We start from the raw sequence: 21212 nt of genomic DNA on the forward strand, positions 1-21212 counted from the left end.
GAGTCGCCCTATACTACGCCGTGAATCCCGCTTTGTCGCCCGCCTGTTTAATGGTGTTATGGCGCACTGACTCCCAGCCAGTCGAGTATCCCCTGCGCCGCGTGACGCCCTTCCGCCATGGCGGTCACCACCAGATCCGCACCGCGTACCGCATCACCCCCGGCGAAAATTTGCGGGTTGGTCGTCTGGTAACGGTAGCGGCTCTCAACCGAGGCAATAATCCGCCCGCGCTCGTCCGTTTCAACGCCCTGCGCCTGCAGCCACGACATCGCGTGCGGGTTAAAACCAAACGCCATAATGACCGCATCAGCGGCCATCACAAACTCGCTCCCCGCCACCGGAACGGGACGCCGCCGCCCCTGCGCATCCGGCTCACCGAGCGCGGTACGCAGCATCCGGATACCGTTGACCTTTCCGTCAGGATCCAGCGTCAGCTCGACCGGCTGGACGTTAAATTCAAACGCCGCGCCCTCTTCTCTGGCGTTCTTCACCTCTTTCTTCGACCCCGGCATATTGGCCTCATCCCGACGATAGGCGCAGGTGACGTTCGCCGCGCCGTGGCGTAACGCGGTGCGGACGCAGTCCATCGCGGTATCGCCCCCGCCCAGCACCACCACGTTTAAGCCACGGGTGTCGATGAACGGTTCGCTGGCCGACTCCTCCAGCCCCATAACATGCCGCGTATTGCCCACCAGGAAAGGCAGCGCGTCATAGACCCCTGGCGCGTCTTCGTGCGGGATACCCGCCTTCATCGAGCGATAGGTGCCCACGCCAATAAACAGGGCGTCGTACTCGTTCTTTAACCGTGACATCGACACGTCCTGCCCCACCTCGCAGTTCAGCTCAAAGCGGATCCCCATCGCGGTGAATATCTCTCTGCGCCGCGCGAGCAGCGATTTGTCCAGCTTGAACGCAGGGATGCCAAAGGTCAGCAACCCGCCGATTTCCGGATGCCGGTCATAAACCGTCACGCTCACGCCGCTGCGCGCCAGCACGTCGGCGCACGCCAGCCCGGCAGGCCCCGCGCCGACAATCGCGACACGCTTACCTGACGGCGTGACGGCGGACAAATCCGGCCGCCAGCCCATCGCCAGCGCCCGTTCGGCGATATAGCGCTCGATGTTACCGATGGTCACGGAGCCCGACTCGTCACGGATTGTGCAGGCCCCTTCGCATAAACGGTCCTGCGGACAGACGCGGCCGGTAATTTCAGGTAAACAGTTAGTCTGATGAGAAAGCTCGACCGCGCCGGCAATGTCCCCCGCGCTGAGGCGCTCAATCCACTGCGGGATGTGGTTGTGCAGCGGGCAGGTCCATTCGCAAATGCTGTGCTCGCCGCACGTCAGGCAGCGCGACGCCTCGCGGGCTGCCTGCTCGGCCCGGAACGGCAGGTAGATTTCGTTAAAATGGCCCACGCGCTCTGCGCCAGCCAGCTTGTCGGGCTCGCCGCGTGGCGGGGTTGTTTGCATCTGCTGCAGCTTAGTGCGCGGGACGTCCTCTCTGACGGCCTCCGCATGCCAGGGCCGCGCCTCCAGGCTGGCAGCGCGCTGTCGGCGCGATTTTGCCAGATTGTCCAGGACGGCGGGCGTCGCCAGGGAGAGGACGTCTGCCGGGCAGTTTTCGATACAGGCCGGGCCGTTTGGTCGCGTCTGGCAGAGATCGCATTTGTTCGCCGAGGCCTTCACGCCGCTGCTGCCGAGCGGGGTGACGATAATTTCCATCGTGCCAAACGGGCAGGCCACCGCGCAGGCCTTACAGCCGATGCATTTTTGTTGGTTCACCTGTACGCTGTCATCGCATTTGCTGATGGCGCCGTTCGGGCAGCTTTGCGCGCAGGGCGCGTTTTCGCAGTGATGGCAGGTGACGGGGCTTCGTTTCTCGCCGGCTCGCAGGACCGTAATACGGGGATGAAAATGGCGCTCGCTCAGGACGTGCTGCTCACCGTTGTGCGCCATCACGCAGGCCACTTCACAGGCGCGACACCCAATGCATTGCTGGCTGTCAGCCATAATAAAACGATTCATATCCACACCTGTTTTTGGTTCAATAACCTTATTCTTTGTATGAATATGGTATTTACGCATCACGGCGCGATCGGGCAATGTTCAAATGCCCAGGATGCCCAATTATTTCCAGTGAACCTGTGGCAGATCAATTTTATTCAGAGAGCCGTTCTGTGACCGTTAAACGACCCGTTTCCGGAAGCCTTGCCTGGGCTTTCTTTTCGATCATTGTTTTATCCGTGCTGACCAGCACCGTCTCGCTGCTGACGCTTGCCAGCAGCCAGCGTGACGCCGAAGCCATTAATATCGCGGGCTCACTGCGCATGCAGAGCTATCGCCTGGGCTACGAGATGCAGCGCAACAGCCCTTCCCTTGCCGCGCATCGCGAGAACTGGCAACAGACGCTGAGCGCGCCTGCCCTGCAGAAGCTGAACCGCTGGTACGTTCCGGACAACGTGAAAGCACGCTATCAGCAGCTGCACGTGGCCTGGCTGGAGATGGACACGCGCATCGCCCACGGCGACAGCGCGTGGTATCAAAGCCACATTGGCGATTTTGTCGGCCGCATTGATGCCTTCGTGCTTGCCCTGCAGCACTACACCGAACATAAAATTCAGACGGTCACCCTGCTCTCGCTGGCGGGCGCGCTTGGGATCCTGCTGCTGACGCTGTTTACCCTGCGGCGCATCCGTCGCCAGGTGGTATTGCCGCTGAACAATCTGGTGGCGGCCAGCGAGCGAATTGAGCGAGGTGAGTTTGCGACCCCTGCGCCGGATACCGCCCTGCCGAACGAGCTGGGCCAGCTCTCGCGCGCCTTTAACCACATGTCCGCCGAGTTAGCCACGCTCTACCGCTCGCTTGAAGCCTCGGTTGCGGAAAAGACGCGGCATTTGCATGACGCCCACCAGCAGCTCGACATGCTGTTCAAGTGCTCTCAGGCGCTGAATACCGGCCAGATAGACAGCCACTGCTTCCGGCATATCCTGCAAATTGTCCATGACTATACGCAGATGAGTTATCTGGAGCTGCGCACCAGCGACGACTGGCGGGTGTGTGAAGGGACGGAGTCACGCGGCCTCCCGCTGCAAAATCTGCCGGTATTGATGCAGGACACCCTTTACGGCGAGCTGCGCTGGCAAAGCGAGACGGACAGCGTTCCCCTCCCGCTGATGCGAAGCGTGGCAACCATGCTCGGGCGCGGGCTGTACTTTAACCAGGCACAGAAGCATTACCAGCAGTTGCTGCTAATGGAAGAGCGCGCCACCATCGCTCGCGAGCTGCATGATTCGCTGGCGCAGGTGCTGTCGTATCTGCGCATTCAGCTTGCCCTGCTTAAGCGCGTCGTGCCGGAGGAAAACGCCCCGGCGCAGACCATCATCACTGACTTCTCCCGCGAGCTTAACAACGCCTGGCAGCAGCTGCGCGAATTGCTCACCACCTTCCGGCTCACGCTGAACCACGCGAATTTACCCGCGGCGCTGCAGGAGTCCCTCGATGCCCTGCAGAGCCAGACGCAGGCTAAGCTGCATCTCGACTGCCGCCTCTCCTCGCTGGCGCTCGACGCGCAAAAGCAAGTGCATCTTTTACAGATCGTACGCGAGGCCGTGCTGAACGCCATTAAGCACGCGCAGGCCAGCGAAATCGCGGTGAGCTGCGTGACGGCAGCGGACGGTACGAACAGCGTCAGCATTCGTGACAACGGCATCGGGATTGGCGAGGCCAGCGAGCCGCCGGGGCATTACGGCCTGAACATTATGCGTGAACGCGCGCAGCGGCTTGGGGGAGCGCTGCATTTTTCGCAGCCGCAAAACGGCGGCACGCTGGTCAGCGTCACGTTCCCCGTACCTGAGGCACCGGCGGGTAAATAACGGTAAAGGAGGAAGCGCAGGGAAAAGCGCATGATAATTTACATTATCTCCTTTATTTCTCCACGTTTGACCTGGGCCTTACCGCTAAAGTTATGCGGGCAATAAACAATAATGACGTGCAGCAAAACGAGGTCACTTTTTCATGGCGAATTTTTTTATCGATCGCCCCATTTTTGCCTGGGTGCTTGCCATCCTGTTGTGCCTGACAGGCGTCCTGGCGATTACTTCACTTCCCGTTGAGCAATACCCCGATCTGGCACCGCCGAACGTGCGCGTCACCGCAAACTACCCCGGTGCTTCCGCACAAACGCTGGAAAACACCGTGACGCAGGTTATCGAGCAGAACATGACGGGTCTGGATAACCTGATGTACATGTCCTCGCAGAGTAGCGCCACGGGCCAGGCGACGGTGACCCTGAGCTTCAAGGCGGGCACCGACCCGGACGAAGCGGTGCAGCAGGTACAAAACCAGCTGCAGTCGGCCATGCGCAAGCTGCCCCAGGCGGTGCAGAACCAGGGTGTAACCGTGCGTAAAACCGGTGATACCAATATTTTGACCATCGCGTTTGTCTCGACAGATGGCTCGATGGATAAACAGGACATTGCGGACTACGTCGCCAGTAATATTCAGGATCCCATCAGCCGTATTAACGGCGTGGGGGATATCGACGCTTACGGCTCACAGTACTCAATGCGCATCTGGCTCGATCCCAACAAGCTCAACAGCGTCCAGATGACGGCGACCGACGTAACGGATGCCATCAAGGCCCAGAACGCCCAGATTGCCGTAGGGCAGCTGGGGGGAACGCCGTCCGTTGATAAGCAGGCCCTGAATGCCACCATCAATTCGCAATCGCTGCTGCAGACGCCGGATCAGTTCCGCAACATTACCCTGCGCGTGAATCAGGACGGGTCGGAAGTGCGCCTGGGCGATGTCGCCACGGTGGAAATGGGTGCGGAGAAATACGACTACCTGAGCCGCTTTAACGGCAATCAGGCCTCCGGTCTGGGGGTTAAGCTGGCCTCCGGCGCGAACGAAATGGCTACGGCGAAACTGGTGCTGGACCGTCTGGACGAGCTGTCGCAGTACTTCCCGCACGGGCTGGAGTACAAAGTCGCCTATGAAACCACCTCCTTTGTTAAAGCGTCGATTGAGGATGTGGTAAAGACCCTGCTGGAAGCCATTGCGCTGGTGTTCCTGGTCATGTACCTGTTCCTGCAAAACTTCCGCGCAACGCTGATCCCAACCATTGCCGTCCCCGTGGTGCTGCTGGGGACCTTTGCGGTGCTGTACGCGTTCGGGTACAGCATAAATACCCTGACGATGTTTGCGATGGTGCTGGCGATTGGCCTTCTGGTGGATGATGCTATCGTGGTGGTCGAAAACGTCGAGCGCATCATGAGCGAAGAGGGCCTTTCCCCGCGCCAGGCGACGCGCAAATCCATGGGGCAAATTCAGGGGGCGTTAGTCGGTATTGCGATGGTGCTGTCGGCCGTCTTTATCCCGATGGCCTTCTTTGGCGGCACAACCGGGGCGATTTACCGTCAGTTCTCCATCACGATCGTCTCGGCGATGGTGCTCTCCGTGCTGGTGGCGCTGATCCTCACTCCCGCACTCTGCGCCACCATCCTGAAACCGCTGCACAAAGGGGAACATCACGGCCAGAGAGGGTTCTTCGGCTGGTTTAACCGGATGTTTAACCGCAATGCCGCGCGGTATGAATCTGCCGTCGGCGGCGTGCTGCACCGCAGCCTGCGCTGGATGATGGTTTACGTTGTGCTGCTGGGCGGCATGGTCTGGCTGTTTATGCATCTGCCCACCTCGTTCCTGCCGATGGAGGACCGGGGAATGTTCACCACCTCGGTGCAGCTCCCGAGCGGCGCAACGCAACAGCAGACGCTGAAAGTGGTGCAGAAGGTGGAGCAGTACTTCTTCACCAAAGAGAAAGATAACGTTGTTTCCGTCTTCTCCACCGTCGGCTCCGGCCCGGGCGGCAACGGGCAGAACGTCGCCCGCATGTTCGTCCGCCTGAAGGACTGGGACGAGCGCGACACGAAAACGGGAACATCGTTTGCCATCATTGAGCGCGCGACGAAAGCCTTTGCGCATATCAAAGAAGCGCGCGTCTTTGCCAGCAGTCCGCCGGCAATAAGCGGTCTGGGCAGTTCTGCCGGCTTTGATATGGAGCTGCAGGATCACGCCGGTGCGGGCCATACGGCGCTGATGGCGGCGCGCGACAAGCTGTTGGCGCTGGCGGGCAACGATTCAGGCCTGACACGCGTTCGCCATAACGGCCTTGACGACAGCCCGCAGCTGCAGGTGGATATCGATCAGCGTAAGGCCCAGGCGCTGGGCGTGTCGATCAACGATATCAATGACACCCTGCAAACCGCGTGGGGCTCGAGCTATGTGAATGACTTTATGGATCGCGGTCGCGTGAAAAAAGTGTACGTCCAGTCCGCCGCGCCGTTCCGCATGCTGCCGGATGATATTAACCGCTGGTTTGTCAGGAATAATGTCGGCGGCATGGTGCCTTTCTCCGCCTTTGCCAACTCGCACTGGGAGAGCGGTTCGCCGCGTCTGGAGCGCTATAACGGCTATTCCGCGGTTGAAATCGTTGGGGAAGCCGCCCCGGGCGTCAGTACCGGTACCGCCATGGACACCATGGAAAAACTGGTGCAGCAGCTGCCCGCCGGTTTTGGCCTGGAGTGGACGGCCATGTCTTACCAGGAGCGTCTCTCCGGAGCGCAGGCACCCGCGCTTTACGCCCTCTCGCTGCTGGTGGTCTTCCTCTGCCTTGCCGCACTGTATGAAAGCTGGTCAGTCCCGTTCTCGGTCATGCTGGTCGTGCCCCTTGGCGTCATCGGTGCACTGCTCGCGACCTGGATGCGCGGCCTGGAGAACGATGTCTACTTCCAGGTCGGGCTGCTCACCGTAATTGGGCTGTCGGCGAAAAACGCCATTCTGATCGTTGAGTTTGCCAACGAGATGAATGCCAAAGGCCACGAGCTGATGGCCGCCACGCTGCACGCCTGCCGTCAGCGCTTACGCCCGATCCTGATGACGTCGCTGGCGTTTGTTTTCGGCGTACTGCCGATGGCAACCAGCACCGGCGCAGGCTCCAGCAGCCAGCATGCTGTGGGTACCGGGGTCATGGGCGGCATGATTTCAGCCACCATTCTGGCCATTTATTTCGTTCCGCTGTTCTTTGTGCTGGTGCGTCGCCGCTTCCCGCTAAAGGAACGCCCGGAGTAAGTGATTGAAATAAAAAAAGGCGGCTCTATCGGCCGCCTTTTTATTGTGTGATTAATTCACACTATGGTTATTTTACTTATTTTAGTGCTCTTGCAATTCTTACTGAATGTCATTTACGAAGCATGCCTTCGATAAAATCTTTCCAGTTCCCCAGTTCACGTTCAATCATAATACCCTCTCTTATTATTATGCGCATTCTACAAAAACGGACCGTCATTGTGAAGACTATTTAACCAATTGCTGTGATTGTACCCCACGTCCTACGGGGATTTATGATAAATATGAACGGATAGCCCTCAATTTTTTGTGACGGCCAGCAATATTTTGAAATAATACAGCGGAGAGCTGAATTTTATTTTATTGGCTGAGTTTATTAGCATTTTAAAGTTTATGGACATCTATGCTTAAAGGATGAAAGAATATTCAGCGTACAGTTGTGAGTTGAATTAAGAAGAAGTGTAAATCCAGACGATTCCTGAATGTGTTATATTCTACTTAAGGATATATCTTCGAATTTACTGAACATTTAATCATCATTAGGTCAAAAGGATTCACCATGGTTGTGATGTACGGCATTAAAAATTGCGACACCATCAAAAAAGCCCGCCGCTGGCTGGAAGCCAACAGCGTAGAGTACCGTTTCCACGATTACCGAGCGGATGGGCTTGATGCAGAATTTCTGCATAACGCCATCAGCGAACTGGGGTGGGAAGCACTGCTGAACACGCGCGGCACCACCTGGCGTAAACTGGACGAAGCGCTGCGCGCCAACATCAAAGATGCCGACAGCGCGGCAAAACTGATGCTCGAAATGCCGGCAATCATCAAACGCCCATTGCTCTGCGCGCCAGGGCAGCCTATGCTGCTGGGTTTCAGTGAAACCCTTTATTCAGACTTTTTTCGTTGAGGTGTAGTCTATGTCATGCCCGGTCATTGAGCTGACTCAGCAGCTTATTCGCCGTCCTTCCCTTAGCCCGGACGACGCAGGTTGTCAGGCATTAATGATTGAGCGCCTGCGCGCCATCGGTTTTACCGTGGAACGCATGGATTTTGGCGATACCCAGAACTTCTGGGCGTGGCGCGGCCAGGGTGAAACGCTGGCCTTTGCCGGACACACTGACGTCGTTCCCGCCGGTGACGCAGACCGCTGGATTAACCCGCCGTTTGAACCGACCATCCGCGATGGCATGCTGTTTGGTCGCGGTGCGGCAGACATGAAAGGCTCTCTGGCGGCGATGGTGGTGGCTGCAGAGCGCTTTGTTGCTCAGCACCCGAACCACAAAAACCGTCTCGCGTTTTTAATCACCTCCGACGAAGAAGCCAGCGCCCATAACGGCACCGTGAAGGTCGTTGAGGCGCTGATGGCCCGCAACGAGCGTCTCGACTACTGCCTGGTCGGCGAGCCGTCCAGTACCGAAGTGGTGGGTGATGTCGTCAAAAACGGGCGTCGCGGCTCGCTGACCTGTAACCTGACCATTCACGGCGTTCAGGGGCACGTTGCTTACCCGCATCTGGCCGATAACCCGGTCCATCGCGCGGCACCGATGCTGAGCGAGCTGGTAGAGATTGAGTGGGATAAAGGCAACGAGTTCTTCCCGCCGACCAGCATGCAGATTGCGAACGTCAAGGCCGGGACCGGCAGCAATAACGTTATCCCGGGAGATTATTTCGTCCAGTTCAACTTCCGCTTCAGCACTGAACTGACCGATGAGACGATCAAGGCGCGCGTTATCGCCCTGCTGGAAAAATATAACCTGCGCTACACCGTGGACTGGTGGCTTTCCGGCCAGCCGTTCCTGACGCAGCGCGGCAAACTGGTGGATGCGGTGGTGAACGCCATCGAGCACTATAATGAAATTAAGCCACAGCTGCTGACAACGGGTGGCACCTCAGACGGACGCTTTATCGCCCGCATGGGTGCCCAGGTTGTCGAACTGGGTCCAGTGAACGCAACCATTCATAAAATAAATGAGTGTGTCAATGCGGCAGATTTGCAACTGCTGGCCCGTATGTATCAACGTATTATGGAGCAACTCGTCGCCTGACGAACGCTCTGAGAGGAATAGCGAATGGACTGGCTTTCAAAGTACTGGTGGATTCTGGTGTTAGTTTTTCTGGTCGGCGTATTGCTTAACGTGATTAAAGATCTGAAGCGCGTTGACCATAAAAAATTTCTTGCCAACAAACCGGATCTTCCCCCGCACCGTGATTTTAACGACAAGTGGGACGATGACGACGACTGGCCGAAGAAGGATCAGAAGAAGTAATCGATCTGTTTCCCCTCTCCCTGGGAGAGGGGGAAACCTCACATAAACTCTACAATATCATCGTTATCCGGCTTGCCGCCGCTGAGCGCTTCATCAAAGTAGTGCTTCGGTACGGTATAGCGCAAACGATCGAGCGCAAACTGCATGCTACGGTCGTCAATCGCGTGGCCCAGTTCGTCAACGATATCCAGCGTCACATCCCCACCTTCGCGAATCAGCGCTTCCTGCGCCGCAACCGCATGCGAGAGCTCAATTACCCGGTCTTCACCACCGTGGATCAGGTGGATGGTCGTCTGCGTGGTCGCGCTGGTCGGTAGCGTCGCAAAACGGCCGTTAAATGCGATCACCCGCGAAGCCAGACCCGGCTGCGCTTTTACGCTTTCCAGCGACATGATTGACCCCTGCGAGAAGCCAATCAGCGCGGTTGCGTCGGCACCTACGCCGCTCTGCTGCTGCCAGTAGCGGACAATGTCGATAAACGTGGGCATGATGGCATCAATGCGCGCCTGACGGTTCTCTTCCGTCACGCCCTGAACGGAGAACCACTGCCGTCCGTTCGGACCACATGGCTCGACGCCACCGATGCTGACAATCAATGCCTCCGGAAAAACAGGCGCAAACCAGCTGCCAATCTGACCCATGTTGACGGCATTATCGCCAACGCCATGAAACAGAAGCAGTAACTGTTTAGCCGGTTTGTCAGGGCTTTGAACAACAAAATGGTCGTGTTTCATGATGGTCTCCTTAATAGATGACCTGGATTCTACGCCTCGCGACGGGAATGACCATGCCACTTTACTGAAGAAGTCATTGAAAAAATTGCCATTGCAAAATAGCGTCTTTCAACTGCTGACAGCGAGCTTCATTAAGCCTTTCAAGAGCTTGTGCGGTTTCCGCTCGCATTCGCATCAGCAGCGCTTTTCGCCCAGGCAGGGCCAGCTCAGCGCTTAGCCGGGCATCATCCTTTTTCGCCTCAACTTTTCCGCGCAGGGCTGCAAGCGGCATATCAACGCTCTGCACCAGCCGCGTTAACGACGCAACGGAGGTGGAAAACGCCCGGTGGGCGAAGGCGAACCCGGCCAGCTCCAGCCAGTCGTCATGATTAAGGGTAGCGTCCCATTCATCTTCCACCGGGATCTTTTCACCGTTCCAGGCCGATAACACCCGCGCATCGCGCTTCAGACGCTGCTGCGCCTGCTCACACAGCTGACGCCCGGCCTCGCTGTGCGCCAGCAGCGCCATCGCGGTGTAGCAGCCACTGCTGGCTTCACGATGGCTTCCCATCCGCACCAGCACAAACCCGCACTGCTGCCAGAAGCGCCAAAGCTCATCGGTGTAACCAAAGCTTACCGACAGATAATCTTCCCCGCTGGCGCTGCGGATAAGCGCCTGACCAATCCCTTCCCGCTGACGGTGAGGGTGCACGGCAATGCGGGTCACCCGTCGGCCTCGGAGCGTGGCCGCCAGCGAGGAGCCGCCGTGCGCCGCCAGAGACTGCGCCACCAGGTTCCCGCGAGGACGGCGGAAGCCCGCCCATACGGCGCGGCTAAGCTCAGGGGATAACCCGCCCTCCTCCACCAGCCAGAGCGCCCCGGCGATGACCGGGTTGGCTTCGGCGACAGCGAACTGCTGCCCGGGCGCGTCCATCATGCGGCGTAAATCGAGCGGCGAGGTGCGATAATGCGCGGCGCAGAGAAGTTCGTATACGCTCGCTGCCAGCGCCGGACGGCTTTCCCAGGCCTCCGGGGTCAGGTAAGTTAAACGCACCTCCCCTTCCGGGCGGCGGTCAACTAGCGTATCGTCAAACAGCAGCGCGCAGGCGACAACCCGCTCAAGCGGGCAGCCCGTAGCCCAGCGTACCGGCGCTGACAGGCTGTAGCGCTGCAGCCCGGCAAACCGACCGCAGAATTTAAGCAAAAATCCCCGGCCCGTCCCTTCATAGCCCTGCACCGTTGTGGTCAGCAGCACGCGCGGGAAACGGCTCACCAGCTTTTCCAGCAGCGGGCCGGGGATCGCGGCGGCTTCATCGACAATCAGCCAGTCGGCCTGGCATGAAGAGGCAAGCAGCGCGTCCGGGGCCATAAAATGAAAATGCTCTCCGGCAAATCGGGCAATGATATCCGTTGCCCCCTTCGCGGGCGCGGTGACCACGGCGCTGCCCGTAATGCGATTCAGCAACATTCCCGCCAGCGCTGACTTTCCGCGCCCGCGCGCGGCGGTAACGGCCACGATGCCCCTCCTCATCCCCTGAAGCACATCCAGGATCTCAGCCTGCTCGCGCTGCGGCGCGCCGCTGGCGGGCCGCCAGTCGGGCGCATCGGGTAAAGGTGGAAGGGATAAATCGCTACCCTGAAGCCAGACAATCGCGTCGGGATCGGCGGCAAGGGTCCGGCAGAAATGGCGGACAAAATGCGGCGTGGCTATCGCGTCGGCGCTGTCGCTCCAGCGCAGGGAATCACCGTCAGGACGCTCGGCCCACGCGTCGAGCGGTGGAACCCGCAGCACCAGCAGGCTTCCGGCGCTGAGCGTTCCGCTCAGGGCGGCAAACGCGGCGACATCAAACCCGGCGCTGGCGTTAAAGACGGCATGGCGGAACTCGCGTCCCAGCAGGCCACTGATGGCCTGTGAAGGGTGTTCGTCCAGCCAAACCCAGTCTCCGGGTAGGGCGTCACGCAGGGCGAGAGCTTGGGTTAACGTCCACTGTGCATCACCGCTGAGCACCACCAGCCGGCGATGGCCGGTGCGCTCAAGCTCGCTTATCAGCTGTTCAAACGGCAGCATTACATCGCTTTGCCGAAGGTATTACACTGCGCCGGATCGCCGCTGTCGAAACCGCGTTTAAACCAGCTATAGCGCTGCTGTGAAGTACCGTGCGTGAAGCTGTCCGGCACGACGCGCCCCTGGCTCTGCTGCTGAAGGCGATCGTCACCGATAGCCTGAGCGGCATTTAACGCCTCTTCAAGGTCGCCGGATTCCAGAACGCCCTGCTGCTGCATGCTGTGGCCCCAGACGCCCGCGAAGCAGTCCGCCTGCAGTTCCATTTTAACGGAAAGGCGGTTCACTTCGGCCTGAGAGGCATTTTGCTGAAGCTGGCGCACTTTTGGCTCAATCCCCAACAGCTTCTGCACGTGGTGGCCGACTTCATGCGCGATCACGTAGCCCTGGGCAAAATCGCCGTCAGCGCCAAGCTTGCGTTTCATGTCATCGTAAAAAGAGAGATCGATATAGACGGTGCCGTCTGCCGGGCAGTAGAACGGCCCCATCACAGACTGCCCGGTACCGCATCCGGTACGGGTTGCACCGCGATACATCACCAGCTTCGGCTGCTGGTAGGTACGCCCCATCTTCTCGAACAGCTGACTCCAGGTGTCTTCTGTTGTGGCGAGAATAACGGAGGTAAATTTAGCCGCTTCATCTTCATTCGGGCTGATGGAGTGCTGAGATTGCTGCTGCTGTTGCAGCGGCTGACCGGTCATTAAACCGGTGAGATCGACGCCGTAATATCCTGCAACCAGCACCACAATCAGCAGGATTATCCCGCCTTTGCCGCTCGGTAACCGGAAGCCGGGACCGCCCATTGAAGGGCCGCCGCCGCCATCACTGCGCCTGTCTTCTACATTGTCACTTTCACGACGCCCTTGCCAGCGCATAACCACCTCGAACTATTCCATTAATAATAGCTATGATCGTAGGCGGTTAACGGCAAGATTACCATAGGAAACAAAGGTAAGACGCCAAAGGATGCGAACATCCTTTGGCAAGTGAGGGAGTTAGTCGAGCTTAACGCCTAAACGGTGAGCAACCGCTTCGTACGCTTCAATCAGGCCACCCAGGCTCTGACGGAAGCGGTCTTTGTCCATTTTATCCAGGGTTTCTTTATCCCACAGGCGGCTACCGTCCGGTGAAAACTCATCGCCCAGCACCACTTCACCTTTGAACAGACCAAACTCCAGCTTGAAGTCGACGAGGATCAGGCCCGCGTCATCAAACAATTTTTTCAGTACGTCGTTGGCTTTGTAGGTCAGCTCTTTCATGCGCGCCAGGTTCTCTTTATTCACCCAGCCGAAGGTTTCGCAGTAGGAATCATTGACCATAGGATCGTGCATAGCATCGTTTTTCAGGAACAGGTCGAACAGCGGTGGGTTCAGTTCGATACCTTCTTCAATGCCCAGACGCTTCACCAGGGAGCCCGCTGCACGGTTACGAATAACGCACTCAACCGGAACCATATCCAGTTTTTTCACCAGACATTCCGTATCGGACAGCAACGCTTCCATCTGAGTCGGGATACCCGCTTCGGCCAGTTTGGTCATAATGAAGTGGTTGAACTTGTTGTTTACCATACCTTTACGATCGAACTGCTCAATGCGTGCGCCATCCCCTGCTGACGTATCATTGCGGAACTCGAGCACCAACAGATCCGGGTTTTCCGTGCTGTATACGGTCTTCGCTTTGCCACGATACAACTCAGCTTGCTTCTGCATCTTCATTACTCCTGGTGTGATGATTTGTGTTCAAAACTAGGGATATTATGCCACGCACACGTTTGCGTAGCACTAAAATAAAAAGGGCTGGATTAACCAGCCCTCGTATTTATTTGCTGAATGCCGCCTGGAAGACAGCGACCAGCGCATCGTTCTGCGACTGGGTCAGCGTGTGACCTTTTGGATCGATAAACTGCAGACTGCTGCGGTTATCAAGGTCGCCTACCTGAATCTTGTAGTCACCGGAGGCAAGCTGAGGATCTTTCGCACCCAGCTCCTGCCACGCGCTGTCGGAGAGCGGCTTGTACGTTGCCGTCATACTGCCGGTTGAACGCGTGCTGTCGGTCACTTTCATGCCCACTTTTTCCAGCGTCGCTGGCAGACGCTGCCAGGTCTGATTAAACGGTGCACGAACCACCAGCATTGGCAGGCCGGTATCATCCGCACCGCTTTGCACATCGAAGGTCGCACCGCTGCGGCTCTGCGCGGCGTTGGCGGCATCGGTGGCGGTCTTATCCAGACCCGCGGCAATCACGTTCAGCATTTCGGTGCTGTAACGCTGCAGGGACGCGGCATCCGCAACCGGTTTACCCGCCTGCTCCAGGTTCAACAGCTTAACGTTAACCGCCTGCTGATAACCCTGTGGTTTTACGGAGACTTGATAGCGACCGCGATACTGCTGATCTTCATCCAGACGGTTCCATTCAATCCAGTCTGTGGTTAAGGTCTGGCTGGCGTCATCGCGTTTATCGATGGTGTAGTTCTTCGATTGAATAACGCTGACAACCTGCGGCCACAGGGTGCTACCGCGCGCGCTCTCAACCAACAGAGACGCCGTATCACCGGTGAACTGGGTACGCGCCCCGCTCACCAGCGCCAGAGGCTGTGCTGGTGGACGAATATCAAGCGCTTTACCCACCAGGCCACTGCCGTTGGTCACGGGAATATTATAATCGCCGTTCTGAATCGGCAGGATCATACCAGCCGGTGCGTGAAGTTCAGCAAGCGGGGTCGCATCCAGATAGGATTCATCACCGCTCACCTGGCGCTTGTAGCGCGAGTCTGAACTACAGGCAGCGAGCAGCATAACAAGCGAAACACTCGCAACCTTCGCCAGGCGCGACTTCTGTACTGAATAAGCCATCAAATCTCCCTAAACTTTACAGCAAACCGGCATGCTTCAGCGCTGCCTTGACGATGTCACGACCGTGGTCGGTAATCGGTGTCATTGGCAGACGCAGCGTATCGGTTGCTACAAGCCCCAACTCCTTACACGCCCATTTCACTGGGATCGGATTGGGTTCGACAAATAATTTATTGTGCAGCGGCATCAGACGCTGGTTAATGACGCGCGCTTCATCAAAGTGACCGGCTGCGGCCATTTTGCACATTTCAGCCATATAGCGCGCCGCAACGTTTGCCGTTACGGAGATCACGCCATGACCACCGAGCTGCATAAAGTCCAGCGCGGTCGCATCATCACCACTCAACAGGATAAAGTCATCTGAAACCAGCTCTTTGATCTGATGAACGCGGCTTAAGTTCCCTGTCGCCTCTTTAATACCGATAATATTTTTTACTTCCGAGAGACGACCAACGGTTTCCGGCAGCATATCGCAGCCGGTACGGGACGGCACATTATACAGAATTTGTGGCAAGTCAGTATGTTCAGCGATGGCTTTGAAGTGCTGGAACAAACCTTCCTGGGTAGGACGGTTGTAGTAAGGGGTTACCGTCAGACAGCCTACGATGCCGCTGTCGTTAAAACGTTGGGTCAGACTGATAGCTTCTGCGGTCGCATTAGCCCCTGTCCCCGCGATGACCGGAATACGTCCGTCAGCCAGTTCGAGGGTCAGCATAACCACATCGCCGTGCTCTTCGTGGCTCAGCGTTGCAGATTCACCGGTAGTCCCTACCGAAACGATCGCCGAGGTTCCATTGGCGACATGGTAATCAATCAGCTTCTTCATGCTTGACCGGCAGACATTACCTTTTTCATCCATCGGTGTAACAAGCGCGACAATACTTCCCGTGAACATGAGCCATCCTCTGTGCGAACAAGAGCCTCAATGGTACGTTTGGAACTGTAATAAAAGCAAGCGACCTGAGGCCCTCAGGCGGTTGTATGCATGTTTTTTTTATGCTTTCCTTAGGAAGACTTAACCATGCAAAGGAAGAACAGGTTTGACAACCTCATCACAACATTACCTGGTTATCACTGCGCTGGGTGCCGACAGGCCGGGTATCGTGAACACCATCACCCGTCACGTGAGCAGCTGCGGCTGTAATATCGAAGACAGCCGTCTGGCAATGCTGGGCGAAGAGTTCACGTTTATTATGCTGCTTTCCGGAACATGGAATGCCATAACGCTTATCGAATCGACCCTGCCGCTGAAGGGCGCGGAGCTGGATTTGCTGATCGTGATGAAACGGACCACCGCGCGCCCGCGTCCGGCCATGCCCGCTACCGTCTGGGTGCAGGTTGAAGTCCCTGATTCCCCCCATCTGATTGAGCGCTTTACCGCGCTGTTTGACAGCCATCAGATGAACATTGCCGAGCTCGTTTCCCGCACTCATCCGGGCGACGAGAACACAGTTCCCACGCTCTTTATCCAGATTACCGCGCACAGCCCTGCCTCACAGGATGCGTCAAATATCGAGCAAGCGTTCAAAGCCCTCTGTACAGAATTAAACGCGCAGGGCAGTATAAGCGTCGTCAATTATTCGCAGCACGAACAGGATGGAGTTGAGTAATGAATCCACTGAAAGCCGGTGACATCGCACCGAAATTTAGCTTACCGGATCAAGACGGCGAGCAAGTAAATTTGACCGACTTCCAGGGACAGCGTGTTCTGGTCTATTTCTACCCGAAAGCCATGACCCCCGGCTGCACCGTACAGGCCTGCGGCTTACGCGACAACATGGACGAGTTGAAAAAAGTCGGCGTGGAAGTGCTGGGTATCAGCACGGATAAACCGGAAAAGCTGTCACGATTTGCTGAAAAAGAGCTGCTGAACTTCACGCTGCTTTCTGATGAAGATCATCAGGTGTGCGAACAGTTCGGCATCTGGGGCGAGAAGACGTTTATGGGTAAAACCTACGACGGCATTCACCGCATCAGCTTCCTGATTGACGCTGACGGTAAAATTGAACACGTGTTTGACGACTTCAAAACCAGCAACCACCACGACGTGGTGTTGAACTGGTTGAAAGCAAGTGCCTGATAAACAGCAAAACGGCAACCCAGGTTGCCGTTTTTAGTGTTTTCCCCCTCTCCCGTGGGAGAGGGCCGGGGTGAGGGCATCAGGCCGCACAAAAACTACTTATCTTCCACCGCCGGCACATCCGGCCACGCGTGGACCACGGCTTTAATCAGCGTCGCCAGCGGAATGGCAAAGAACACGCCCCAGAACCCCCACAGCCCGCCGAAAATTACCACGGATAAGATAATCACCAGCGGATGCAGGTTCACCGCCTCTGAGAACAGCACCGGTACCAGCAGGTTACCGTCCAGCCCCTGAATAATCAGGTACACCGCGAAGCAGCTCCAGAACTCCGTCCCAAGCCCGAACTGGAACAGTGCGACCCCCACAACCGGAATGGTCACCACAAACGCGCCGATGTACGGAATCAGGACCGACAGCCCCACCAGCACCGCCAGCAGCAGCGAGTAGTTCAGGCCGAATATCAGGAAGCCAATCCAGGTGGCTACCCCCACGACAATCATCTCCAGCACCTTGCCGCGAATGTAGTTGGTGATCTGCTGGTTCATCTCTTCCCAGACCTGCCCCGCCAGCCCGCGGTTGCGCGGTAAAACGCGCCGCACGGCGTTGAGCATCTGATCCTTATCTTTTACCAGGAAGAAGACCATCAGCGGAACGAGCACGAGGTAGACGGCCAGGGTAAGCAGCCCCACCAACGACGCCAGAGAGTATTTCACCACCGAATCGCCCATCGTCATGATGCGGGCGCGCATATTTTCGGCCATCGCGTCGATGATGCCGGCGTCCATTAACGCGGGATAACGGCGCGGCAGCGTGGCGGCAAAATCAGACAGTTTATTCAGCATGCCGGGCATATCGCGAATAAGGTAGATCCCCTGCTGCCAGGCCACCGGCATCACCACGAAGGCCATCAACAGCAGAATGCCGACAAACAGCACCAGCACGATGCTGGTTGCCCAGCGGCGGGAACAGCCAATATGTTCCAGGCGCGCCGTTGGCCACTCCAGCAGGTACGCCAGCACAATCGCCACCAGCAGAGGGGCGAGCAGACCGCTGAAGAAGAACAGAATACCGAACCCGGCAACCAGAATTACTAACAAAGCAATGGCTTCCGGGTCGCTGAACCGACGCCGGTACCACTGCATTAACATTTCGAGCATACAACCCTTCCCTGAATCGAATGGCGGGAGTGAGACGATGAATTGTATCTAACTGTCACAAAAAAGACTTTCGCTTTTTGTATCGCTGACACAATCCGCAAAAGCCTGATGAATGGGATTTTCTTCAAGCGGTAACACGGCTACACTCGCAGGGCAGCAGAGATGAACGATAAGCCGGTTCATCGGTCAAATTAGCACATCCAACATACAGGACAGTGGTTATGTTCAGGCAGTTGAGAAAAACACTGGTTGCAACACTGATTGCCGCAGTGACGGTCGGTCAGGTGTTACCCGCTTTTGCTGACTCGTCCGATTCATTGCCGGACATGGGCACCACGGCAGGAAGCACGCTCTCTATTGGGCAAGAGATGCAAATGGGCGATTACTATGTTCGCCAGCTGCGCGGCAGTGCCCCGCTGATTAACGACCCTTTGCTGGTACAGTACATAAACGGGCTGGGGATGCGTCTGGTGGCGCACGCCGACTCGGTAAAAACGCCCTTCCATTTCTATTTAATTAATAATGACGAAATCAACGCCTTCGCCTTCTTTGGCGGTAACGTGGTGTTGCATTCGGCGTTATTCCGTTACTCAGACAACGAAAGCCAGCTGGCCTCGGTGATGGCGCACGAAATTTCGCACGTCACGCAGCGCCACCTGGCGCGTGCGATGGAAGACCAGAAGCGTAACGCCCCGCTCACCTGGGTGGGTGCCCTGGGCTCTATTCTGCTGGCGATGGCCAGCCCGCAGGCCGGGATGGCCGCCTTAACCGGTACGCTGGCCGGTACGCGTCAGGGGATGATCAGCTTTACCCAGCAAAACGAGCAGGAAGCGGACCGCATCGGCATTCAGGTGCTGCAGCGTTCGGGCTTCGACCCGCAGGCCATGCCGAGCTTCCTGGAAAAACTGCTCGATCAGGCGCGTTATTCTTCCCGCCCGCCGGAAATTCTGCTCACGCACCCGCTTCCGGAAAGCCGCCTGTCGGATGCGCGCAACCGTGCCAACCAGATGCGTCCCGTCGTGGTCCAGTCTTCGCAGGATTTCTACATGGCGAAAGTGAGAACGCTGGGGATGTACAATTCCGGGCGTAACCAGCTCACCAGCGACCTGCTGGATGCCCTGGCGAAAGGCAACGTGCGTGAGAAAAACGCCGCGCAGTATGGTCAGGCGCTACAGGCGATGGAAGCCAGCAAATACGACGAGGCGCGTAAGGCGCTGCAGCCGCTTCTGGCTGCAGACCCGAATAACCCGTGGTATCTCGATCTGTCGACGGATATCGATCTGGGACAGAAGAAGCCTGCCGATGCGATTAACCGCCTGAAAGGGGCGAAAGACGTCCGTACCAACCCGGTGCTGCAGCTTAACCTGGCGAATGCTTACTTACAGGGCGGCCAGCCGGGGGAAGCGGCGACCATTCTGAACCGCTACACCTTTAATAATAAAGACGATCAAAACGGCTGGGACCTGCTCGCACAGGCGGAAGCTCAGTTGGGCAACCGCGATCAGGAGCTGGCAGCGCGTGCCGAAGGCTTTGCCCTGGTGGGGCGCCTCGATCAGGCGATTTCCACGCTCAGCAGCGCCAGCGCGCAGGTTAAACTCGGCAGCCTCCAGCAGGCCCGTTATGACGCGCGAATCGACCAGCTGCGCGGCCTGCAGCAGCGCTTTAAGCCTTACGAGAAGATGTAATAAAGGAGAATTCACGTCATGACAGACGCCGTAAAAATCTATCACAACCCTCGCTGCTCCAAGAGCCGCGACACCCTGAGCCTGCTGAAGTCTAACGGCGTTGAGCCGGAGGTGGTGCTGTATCTTGAGACTCCACCCGACGCGCAGACCGTTCGCCAACTGCTGCACATGCTGGGGATGGGCAGTGCAAGAGAGCTGATGCGCAAGAAAGAAGACCTGTATAAGTCGCTTAATCTGGACGACAGCCGTCTCACCGAGACGGAGCTGGTACAGGCGATGGTTGAAAATCCAAAGCTGATTGAGCGACCGATTGTGGTGGCAAACGGCCAGGCACGCATTGGCCGCCCGCCGGAAGACGTGCTCGAGATCCTCTAATCGTTACGCCGCAGCGCTTCGAGAAAGGCCTGCGGCGTACTCTCTCCCAACTTTTTCTGCGCTTTTCCTCGGTTGTAAAATTCGCAAAGCTTAATTAACAGTTCGCCTGCCGGCACGCTGTTCAGGCGTGGAATGATGTCGCATAGCGGCAGAGCAACCTGAACGGCGCGGTATTGCTGCGGGCGTACTTTCACGGCGGCGCTGCATTCCGGTTGGTTCACCTCTAACCCGAAAGTCTCAACAGATTGAATATCAGCCGGACAGGCTTCCAGCGCGTCGTTCACCCAGCGGGTCAGCAGCGGCGGAGAAATGCCCGCATACAGCCGGGCGTAGCACCATCCGCTCACGGGTTCACACGCCCAGAGCAGATGCTGTTCCCCGCCATCGTCCATATGCAGCGACAGAGGCAGATGATGCAGCAGAAGTTTTTGCGGCACGATACCCGCCTTCAGCGCCTTTTTCCCCTGCAGCGTCGCGCCCTTTTGCTTTATCGAAGCCGGCTTAAGGTAACGGTTCAGGGTCGCGCGGGAGACGGCGATCCCGAGTCCTTCATTGACCATCAGCAGCAGTTCGTCCAGCGGCGCGCCCGTGACTTCACGTAAAGCATTCACCAGCGCAACCTGTTCCTGTCTCAGTGCCTTGTGTATCACTTTTGGCGTTGTCTGGTTATCCGTAATTTGCTCGCGGTTGCGCCAGCGCCTGACGGTCGTGACGGAGATACCGAGCTCGGTCGCCAGCTCCCTGTCGCTTTTATCGGACTGCTGGAGATAGCGACGAATGCGTGGCGTGGTGGTGGCATTGGCATGCAGTTTAATTTCCATCGCTACAATTCCGTTAACTAATCATATGAGATTTATATAGCACAGGCGGTTGCTTTGTGACCGATTTCA

The 21212-nt window shown here is 57.3% G+C and carries 19 protein-coding genes; 9 read left to right on the forward strand and 10 right to left on the reverse strand.

Annotated elements, in window-relative coordinates; genetic code table 11:
• Positions 1–56: 56 nt before the first annotated feature.
• Entirely contained in the window at positions 57–2024 is a 1968-nt protein-coding gene (gene aegA / locus ACWHWP_RS16855; protein ID WP_447856045.1) for a formate-dependent uric acid utilization protein AegA, read from the reverse strand.
• 152 nt (positions 2025–2176) lie between these two features.
• On the opposite strand from aegA, the gene narQ reads away from it, so the two are divergent.
• Together narQ and acrD are read left to right on the forward strand one after the other, a co-directional pair.
• Positions 2177–3871, forward strand: coding sequence for a nitrate/nitrite two-component system sensor histidine kinase NarQ (narQ, locus tag ACWHWP_RS16860; RefSeq protein WP_447856046.1), 1695 nt, complete (start codon positions 2177–2179; stop codon positions 3869–3871).
• 142 nt (positions 3872–4013) lie between these two features.
• The gene (gene acrD, locus ACWHWP_RS16865; RefSeq protein ID WP_059311964.1) at positions 4014–7127 is read left to right on the forward strand and encodes a multidrug efflux RND transporter permease AcrD; all 3114 of its coding nucleotides are present in this window, start codon (positions 4014–4016) and stop codon (positions 7125–7127) included.
• 109 nt (positions 7128–7236) lie between these two features.
• Here acrD and ypfM read toward each other — a convergent pair whose 3' ends face one another.
• Complete coding sequence (ypfM, locus tag ACWHWP_RS16870) at positions 7237–7296, reverse strand: protein YpfM (protein ID WP_015572204.1); 60 nt, start codon at positions 7294–7296, stop codon at positions 7237–7239.
• A 387-nt stretch (positions 7297–7683) separates the two neighbouring features.
• Here ypfM and ACWHWP_RS16875 point away from each other — a divergent pair, with 387 nt between their 5' ends.
• Genes ACWHWP_RS16875 through ACWHWP_RS16885 form a run of 3 tightly spaced genes read left to right on the forward strand, consistent with a single transcriptional unit; the run spans position 7684 to position 9394 of the window.
• Positions 7684–8034 (forward strand): ArsC family reductase, encoded by a 351-nt coding sequence (locus tag ACWHWP_RS16875; RefSeq protein WP_429054039.1) that lies wholly within the window; start codon positions 7684–7686, stop codon positions 8032–8034.
• Positions 8035–8044: 10 nt separating this feature from the next.
• Entirely contained in the window at positions 8045–9172 is a 1128-nt protein-coding gene (dapE, locus tag ACWHWP_RS16880) for a succinyl-diaminopimelate desuccinylase (protein ID WP_063957750.1), read from the forward strand.
• Between the two features lie 24 nt (positions 9173–9196).
• A complete protein-coding gene (locus ACWHWP_RS16885; RefSeq protein WP_014171111.1) occupies positions 9197–9394 on the forward strand; it encodes a YpfN family protein in 198 nt (65 codons plus the stop codon).
• 38 nt (positions 9395–9432) lie between these two features.
• On the opposite strand, the gene ypfH is transcribed toward ACWHWP_RS16885, so the two are convergent.
• From ypfH to dapA, 6 genes are all read right to left on the reverse strand, one after another.
• Entirely contained in the window at positions 9433–10128 is a 696-nt protein-coding gene (gene ypfH, locus ACWHWP_RS16890; protein ID WP_039263710.1) for an esterase, read from the reverse strand.
• 73 nt (positions 10129–10201) lie between these two features.
• Positions 10202–12175: a tRNA(Met) cytidine acetyltransferase TmcA gene (locus ACWHWP_RS16895; protein ID WP_447856047.1), complete on the reverse strand. Its 1974-nt coding sequence runs from the start codon at positions 12173–12175 to the stop codon at positions 10202–10204.
• Positions 12175–13044 (reverse strand): KPN_02809 family neutral zinc metallopeptidase, encoded by an 870-nt coding sequence (gene ypfJ, locus ACWHWP_RS16900; protein WP_063427933.1) that lies wholly within the window; start codon positions 13042–13044, stop codon positions 12175–12177. The genes ACWHWP_RS16895 and ypfJ overlap by 1 nt, the downstream gene beginning before the upstream one ends.
• A 120-nt stretch (positions 13045–13164) precedes the next feature.
• Positions 13165–13878: a phosphoribosylaminoimidazolesuccinocarboxamide synthase gene (purC, locus tag ACWHWP_RS16905; RefSeq protein ID WP_008501631.1), complete on the reverse strand. Its 714-nt coding sequence runs from the start codon at positions 13876–13878 to the stop codon at positions 13165–13167.
• A 109-nt stretch (positions 13879–13987) separates the two neighbouring features.
• A complete protein-coding gene (gene bamC, locus ACWHWP_RS16910; RefSeq protein ID WP_059311968.1) occupies positions 13988–15022 on the reverse strand; it encodes an outer membrane protein assembly factor BamC in 1035 nt (344 codons plus the stop codon).
• Between the two features lie 16 nt (positions 15023–15038).
• Positions 15039–15917, reverse strand: coding sequence for a 4-hydroxy-tetrahydrodipicolinate synthase (gene dapA, locus ACWHWP_RS16915; protein WP_447856048.1), 879 nt, complete (start codon positions 15915–15917; stop codon positions 15039–15041).
• 145 nt (positions 15918–16062) lie between these two features.
• Between dapA and ACWHWP_RS16920 the strand changes: the two genes are divergently transcribed.
• Together ACWHWP_RS16920 and bcp are read left to right on the forward strand one after the other, a co-directional pair.
• Positions 16063–16632 carry a glycine cleavage system transcriptional repressor gene (locus tag ACWHWP_RS16920; RefSeq protein ID WP_063427931.1) on the forward strand — a complete coding sequence of 190 codons (570 nt, stop codon included), beginning with the start codon at positions 16063–16065 and terminating at the stop codon, positions 16630–16632.
• Entirely contained in the window at positions 16632–17102 is a 471-nt protein-coding gene (bcp, locus tag ACWHWP_RS16925; protein ID WP_047346711.1) for a thioredoxin-dependent thiol peroxidase, read from the forward strand. The genes ACWHWP_RS16920 and bcp overlap by 1 nt, the downstream gene beginning before the upstream one ends.
• Before the next feature lie 95 nt (positions 17103–17197).
• Here the strand turns inward: bcp and ACWHWP_RS16930 are convergent, their stop codons facing one another.
• On the reverse strand, positions 17198–18262 hold the full coding sequence (locus ACWHWP_RS16930; protein ID WP_059311970.1) for an AI-2E family transporter: 1065 nt from the start codon (positions 18260–18262) through the stop codon (positions 17198–17200).
• 221 nt (positions 18263–18483) lie between these two features.
• On the opposite strand from ACWHWP_RS16930, the gene bepA reads away from it, so the two are divergent.
• Both bepA and arsC read left to right on the forward strand, forming a co-directional pair.
• Complete coding sequence (gene bepA / locus ACWHWP_RS16935) at positions 18484–19947, forward strand: beta-barrel assembly-enhancing protease (RefSeq protein WP_045284557.1); 1464 nt, start codon at positions 18484–18486, stop codon at positions 19945–19947.
• An 18-nt stretch (positions 19948–19965) separates the two neighbouring features.
• Positions 19966–20322: an arsenate reductase (glutaredoxin) gene (gene arsC, locus ACWHWP_RS16940; protein ID WP_447856049.1), complete on the forward strand. Its 357-nt coding sequence runs from the start codon at positions 19966–19968 to the stop codon at positions 20320–20322.
• Here the strand turns inward: arsC and ACWHWP_RS16945 are convergent.
• Positions 20319–21143, reverse strand: coding sequence for an XRE family transcriptional regulator (locus ACWHWP_RS16945; protein WP_447856050.1), 825 nt, complete (start codon positions 21141–21143; stop codon positions 20319–20321). The two genes, arsC and ACWHWP_RS16945, sit on opposite strands and share 4 nt — an antisense overlap.
• Between the last annotated feature and the right edge of the window lie 69 nt (positions 21144–21212).

Source organism: Enterobacter sp. WI-ESBL-E8 (genome assembly GCF_053364895.1).